5 protein-coding genes are annotated in these 6,442 nt (G+C 42.9%); 3 read left to right on the forward strand and 2 right to left on the reverse strand.

Annotated elements, in window-relative coordinates:
- Nucleotides 1–63: 63 nt before the first annotated feature.
- The 3 genes from V7K76_RS14550 (at nucleotide 64) to mreD (ending at nucleotide 2,610) form a co-directional block, all read left to right on the forward strand.
- The gene (locus V7K76_RS14550) at nucleotides 64–1,071 is read left to right on the forward strand and encodes a rod shape-determining protein (RefSeq protein WP_334697818.1); all 1,008 of its coding nucleotides are present in this window, start codon (nucleotides 64–66) and stop codon (nucleotides 1,069–1,071) included.
- Between the two features lie 100 nt (nucleotides 1,072–1,171).
- Nucleotides 1,172–1,966 (forward strand): rod shape-determining protein MreC, encoded by a 795-nt coding sequence (gene mreC, locus V7K76_RS14555; protein ID WP_334775322.1) that lies wholly within the window; start codon nucleotides 1,172–1,174, stop codon nucleotides 1,964–1,966.
- 26 nt (nucleotides 1,967–1,992) lie between these two features.
- The gene (mreD, locus tag V7K76_RS14560; protein ID WP_334775321.1) at nucleotides 1,993–2,610 is read left to right on the forward strand and encodes a rod shape-determining protein MreD; all 618 of its coding nucleotides are present in this window, start codon (nucleotides 1,993–1,995) and stop codon (nucleotides 2,608–2,610) included.
- A 148-nt stretch (nucleotides 2,611–2,758) separates the two neighbouring features.
- Here mreD and V7K76_RS14565 read toward each other — a convergent pair whose 3' ends face one another.
- Nucleotides 2,759–5,113, reverse strand: a complete 2,355-nt coding sequence (locus V7K76_RS14565; protein ID WP_334775320.1) for a ComEC/Rec2 family competence protein — start codon at nucleotides 5,111–5,113, stop codon at nucleotides 2,759–2,761.
- Nucleotides 5,114–5,348: 235 nt separating this feature from the next.
- Complete coding sequence (gene glyQ, locus V7K76_RS14570; RefSeq protein WP_334775319.1) at nucleotides 5,349–6,272, reverse strand: glycine--tRNA ligase subunit alpha; 924 nt, start codon at nucleotides 6,270–6,272, stop codon at nucleotides 5,349–5,351.
- Nucleotides 6,273–6,442: the final 170 nt, after the last annotated feature.

Below are 6,442 nucleotides of genomic sequence, written 5' to 3' on the forward strand. Positions count from 1 at the left end.
TATCGCACATAGGGGGCTTACAGACGCGTGGGTATTTTTAGGAACTTTCGCACATCATGGGATATGGGTATCGACCTCGGTACCGCAAACACTCTAGTTTATGTATCTGGTAAAGGTATTGTACTACAAGAACCTTCTGTAGTTGCTATCGATGTCAATGAAAAGGTAGCACTAGCAGTAGGAGAAGAAGCCAAAAAAATGCTCGGCCGCACACCTGGCAATGTGATTGCCCTCCGCCCTTTGCGGGATGGTGTAATCGCTGACTTTGATATAGCCGAGTTGATGCTCAAAAGCTTTATTCAGCGTGTAAATGAAGGTAGGTCTTTGATTTTACCCCGGATTGTCATTGGTATTCCCAGTGGCGTCACAGGAGTAGAAAGGCGAGCTGTGATGGATGCAGCTCACCAAGCAGGAGCAAGAAAAGTATATTTAATCGATGAACCCGTAGCTGCGGCCATTGGTGCAGGATTACCTGTTGCCGAACCCACTGGCAACATGATCATCGATATTGGTGGTGGCACAACAGAAGTTGCAGTGCTGAGTCTTCAAGGTACAGTCATCAGCGAATCAGTACGCATTGCTGGAGATGAACTGACTGATTCAATCATTCAGTATATTAAGAAAGTTCATAACTTAGTCATTGGTGAACGTACTGCCGAGGAAATCAAGATTCGGCTTGGTTCTGCCTATCCTACTAACGATGATAATGACGCAATGATGGAAGTCCGAGGTTTACACTTACTTTCTGGTCTACCGCGCACTGTAACAATCAAAGCCCCAGAAATCCGTGAAAGCATGTTGGAACCGCTATCAGTAATAATAGAAGCTGTGAAGCGGACACTGGAACGCACACCACCAGAATTGGCAGCAGACATTATTGATAGAGGTATTATGTTAGCTGGCGGCGGTGCTTTGCTCAAAGGCATAGATACCCTAATTAGCCATGAAACAGGGATTATTACCCACATTGCTGCTGATCCTTTGAGCTGTGTTGTACTGGGAACAGGTCGTGTGTTAGAAAACTTTAAACAGTTGGAACGAGTTGTTACCGAAAGCTCTCGCAATATGTAGCAAAAAAATATCAGACTTGAGTTCTATTTGAGTTCTATTTGGGTTCTATATAAATAGAATCCAAGTAGAACTTAATTTGTATAAGTATACAAAGGTATATATGATGACAATACGGCGTTGGTGGGATCGTAAAGGGTTACAAATCGGCTTATTAGCTCTAGTAGTTGGTAGTGCTTGGATATTGCGACAGACTCAAGGTGAGTTGGTGCTTGAGACATACCAGGCAATTACCCGGCCGTTAGAGATGTTGCAGTCAGGGCCAACTCCAGAAGAACGTCTCAGAGACGCCCGGATACTAGAATTGCAAACCCGTATAGTAGATTTGGAAAGTCAAAAGACAAAGCTACAAGATTTATTAGGCTATGTAGAAAAAGAGCCACTGGCATCACGGCCAATTCCAGCACGTGTGGTAGGACGTAGTGCCGACCAGTGGTGGCAACAAGTTACCCTGAATCGCGGTGCGAATGTAGGGATTCAGGAAGGCTTCATAGTCAAAGCAGAAGGCGGATTAGTGGGTTTGGTGGAGAGTGTAACTCCCAATACTAGCCGTGTGTTGTTAATCAGTGACCTCAAAAGTCAAGTGGGTGTATCAGTTAGCCGCACGGCAGCTAAAGGCGTTTTGCGAGGAGATTCTTCGGCAGAAGCAGTGCTGGAGTTTTATGAAAAAGTTCCAAATGTCAAGGTAGGAGATTTAGTTTCCACGTCTACCTATAGTCAGAAATTTCCCTCTGGTTTGGCGGTAGGACGAATCAAGTCGCTGGATTTAAAGAAACTTCCGGCATCAGTGGCGAAAATTGAGCTTTTTCCGCCAATCCGCTCTCTTGATTGGGTAGCTGTTTATCCCAAGCCAGAAAACCAAGAGTCGGCAAATCAAGTGCCGCAAAAGTCTAAGTAAATTCTTCCTTAAAAATCTATAGAAAAATGAAGATTCCTGCATTTGGTGGTAGCAGGCAGAAAAAGCCAAAATCGTCAGAGCGAAAATCGAAATTCCGAATCCAGCCGCTTGCTCGTTGGCATCCCGGTATACGTCAGTTGTTGGTTTGGATAGTGACGGTTGGATCTGTACTGTTATGTTTACTATTATTGCCAACTCGGTTCCCAGGTATGGAATTATTGGGAATTGGCCCTAACTGGCTATTAATTTGGGTGGTAGCTTGGAGTGTGAAGCGCACGGTGTTTGCCGGAGCATTGGCAGGTATAGTTCTGGGGCTACTTCAAGATTCAATGACATCACCTAACCCTACTCATGCCCTCAGTTTAGGGATAGTGGGAGTTTTAACTAGTCTGCTCCAAAAACAGCGTTTTATCGAAGAAGATTTTATTTCGATTGCTGTAATTGTTTTTGTGATGGCAGTTTTAGCAGAAACTATCTTTGGCTTGCAATTAACTTTGCTTGGCAATGAGCGTAAGGTGACAGATATTTGGACATATTACCAGCGTGTCGCTCTTGCTTCTGCCATTCTGAGTAGTTTATGGGCACCGGTGGTTTATTATCCCCTAAATCTTTGGTGGCAGCGAATAAAATTGTTAGAGCAGTAGTAACCCAAGTTGCGGATTATCAACTGGCGTGTGCTTGTAACCTCTATGCGATGCCTGCGGTGGACTATGCCTACGCGTATAACAAAGTTGTGCTGGCGTATAGCGTCACCACACCTGAAAGTTGATTGAGGATTCATTTTTTATTTTTTCATAACAAAGAAGACTTGTTTTCTGTTGCTTCAATAAATGCCTCAAACTGACCATTAGGCGTCCATTGAATAGCTCCATCTCTTCCTGTAAAAAAAAGTTTGGTTTGGCTTTGATTCAGTTCAGATAAAGTTTTTGGATCAAAGTTAGCAGAAGAAGCGATCGCTACTTGTGGTTGCAGGGCAATAACTAAATCTTTCAATGACTCAGGCGCACACCAAAGTACTTGTGGGTGAGGTAAACTTCCATTTTTAACTAGTTGTTTTACCTCTTTAGATTTAACATTACCTACTAATAACCAATTCTGATCTAAAATTTGCAATTGTAAGATAGGTAATTGATCGTTGATTAATTGTGCTACTGTCGAACCAGCTTTCACAGATTGACCAACTGCCAAAGATTGATAAATTCCTTGATGTTTTTGTAGTTCCTGTTGAATTGCCTGAGTTGTAATAGAATCATCTGTTTTGGGTGAATACTCATAAAAATTATTGATTGGTAAACGTTGCATTAATTCAAACCAGGCATTACTTTCATTGCCTTGGAAATCAGTTGCGATCGCCCAATTGATTTGATTTACACCCTGTTGTTGTAAAAACGGTAGAATTGTGAAGCGTCCTGTACCTTCATCGCCACTATTAATTACAGTTACAGTGCCTCTATCTTGAACAACTACAATTGGTTCCGTACCAGATTCTAATACTGTTATCCTAAACAATGTATTTGTAGAATACCAAAGGGGAATGAATACTAAAGCAATCGCAATCACATTAGCAAACCACCACCGCCGCTGCCACCAAGGCACTAGCCAAACCAATATAATCAGTACATAAATTGCCAAAAGCTGCCAACTAGATATACTACCCACAGCAACAGAATTTCCTGGCAGCTTGCTAAAAAATTCCACTAGTTTAATTAGCCAATCAGTAGGGTAATGCAACACACCAGCCAGGAAGCTTCCAGCTTCAGTCCAAACTAAACCTACTAACGCACTGATGATTCCACCAATACTAATAATCGAAATTAATGGAGTAGTAACCACATTTAGCAACAAACTATAAGATGGTACAACTCCAAAGACAAAAAGTTGCACAGGTAAAGTCCAAATAGTGGCAGCTAGGGGAACGGCAATTAAAGAAGCGATCGCAGGTGGTAGCCATGCTAGGCGGTTGACTAATGGAGTTACTGTGACGACTAATCCCAGCGTTGCTAAAAAACTCAATTGAAAGCCTAAATCCCAAATCCATAGAGGATTAAATACTAATAGCAGAGTTGCCGCTAATAGTAATGCTCCAAACTGTTTTACCTTCCTTTTTAATAGCAAACCAACTAATGCCGCAAAACCCATAATTACGGCTCTAAGAACCGCAGGTTGAAAACCTGTTAAACTCAGGAAAATGATTAAAGCCAAAAAGCCAAGGGTAAATTGCGTTCCTTTCTTTGCCCGCCGGGTTAACTGTAAGATCACACTTAAAATCAAGGAAGTTTGGAATCCGGAAGCTGCCAAAGCATGAGCCAATCCAGCTTGCACAAACAAGTCCCGGATATCGTAGGGTAAATCAACAGCTTTGCTACCTAAAACCATTGCACTGACAAGCGGCCCTTCTGGGACACCTAACCAACGAACTTGCGATCGCACAATTCGCTCCCGAATTTGCCACCATCCCCATTTCCGTTCCTGATCCAAAACATTTATTTGTCGCCCAATCAAACCAGCAAACGTTCCTTCTTGCTTGAGAAACTTCTGAAAATCAAAACCACCAGGATTGGAAGCCGCCTTTGGTTTGTACAAAATCCCAGTCACAGCAATTTCTTGACTAGGGTATAATCCAGTAGCCTGAAGTATAGGCACTGTCACATACAATTTACCTGTAACCCCTTTTGGAACATCTGCTGAACCTTTATCATTTTTGACCTCATCTAACTGAGTCGCTTCTAACCAAAATTGTCCTCGCTGACTGCGAGTCAAGTGGGAATTACTCGCCACTTTGCCGCGTACAATCACAAGTTGTTCTTGATTGCTGCTATTTCCAGGCGGGACGAATTGACTAATATCTTTTGCACCCGGTTGCGGTACTCGCCATTGAAAATATAGAGTTGCCAATAATCCCACCAAGCCAGCAGCTAGCCATATTCGAGGATGGGGAGTAGTTTGCCAAGTGTTAGGCACTGTCTTATTTTTGCTTCCAGCATTTTCTGGTTTCTGAGCAAATTGCCGTAGCGTTGAGCGTCTTCTAAAAATAATTGCTCCCACTATCCCCAGAACCAAAATCCACACACCACCCCAAGGAACTGCTGTAAACAGCAACCCAAAAATATAGCCAAGACAAATAATTACACCACTGGTTTGAATCATAAGATTTTTGTAAAAGCACCTGGCAACCGTAATTTGTAGCTGACTTAACTTAAATATAGATAGGGTAGCAATGTGGTGAAGTATAGTCCATCAAGTTTATACAAACAAAGCCCGCTTGTGCGGGCTTTGTTTGTAGCTTTAATATTCTAGACTCAAGATTTAACGGGATTTCTGACCTTTAGCAACAGCCACATCATAAAGATATACCTAGTTTAAAGAATGCAAAATCAGAGGTTTAACCTGCGGAGGCAGGTTTTGTCTGTGTAGCCGCGACTTCTAGTCGCCCAGGCATCACTTCGAGCAACGGAAAACCCAATTTCTCCCTCTGCTCAACATATAAATGAGCCACCTTCCTAGCCAAATGCCGAATCCTGGCAATATAACGAGTTCTCTCCGTCACCGAAATCACACCTCTAGCATCCAGCAGATTAAATGTGTGCGAACACTTCATTACATAATCTAAGCTAGGCAAGACCAATCCTCGCTCCGTCAATTGGGTAGCTTCCTGCTCGTATAAGTTAAATAGTGTCAGTAGCAACTCAGGATTTGAAGCTTCAAAGTTATACGTACACTGCTCAATCTCACTTTGCAGGAAAACATCTCCATAAGTAATATTGTCTGTCCACTGGATCTTTGTAAATGCTTCTACCTGCTGGAGATACATTGTCAGCCGCTCTAACCCATAAGTAATCTCAATCGACACCGGACGGCAATCAATTCCTCCACACTGTTGGAAGTAAGTAAATTGAGTCACTTCCATCCCATCCAACCATACTTCCCATCCAGTTCCCCAAGCTCCCACCGTCGCATCTTCCCAGTTATCCTCTACAAACCGAATATCGTGGTCTTCAGGACGAATACCTAAAGCTCTTAAGGAATCAAGATAAATCTCCTGGATATTATCTGGTGACGGCTTAATCAAAACTTGGTACTGATAATAGTGTTGGAAGCGGTTAGGGTTTTCGCCGTAGCGCCCATCCGTTGGGCGACGACACGGTTCAACATAGGCCACAGCCCAGGGTTCCGGCCCCAATGCCCTTAAAAAAGTCTGAGGATTCTTAGTACCAGCTCCCTTCTCAATATCGTAGGGCTGTGCAATAAGACAACCGCGATCGCCCCAAAACTGATGCAATAAACCTATTACTGACTGAAAATTCACACTTCCTCCTTCCCTACTTAACACAGTGCATAAACCATTGTTGCCTACAACCCAACACTGTAGCTAGTTTCAGGAGACATAAAAGCGTTCCCAAATTATTTTGGAAAAAGTAGTTGACACAATGAAATGGGTTCGCTATATTGAATAAGTGCCTGAAGCGAAGCGAACGA

Origin of the sequence: Nostoc sp., assembly GCF_036917975.1 — a bacterium.
Lineage (GTDB): Bacteria > Cyanobacteriota > Cyanobacteriia > Cyanobacteriales > Nostocaceae > Nostoc.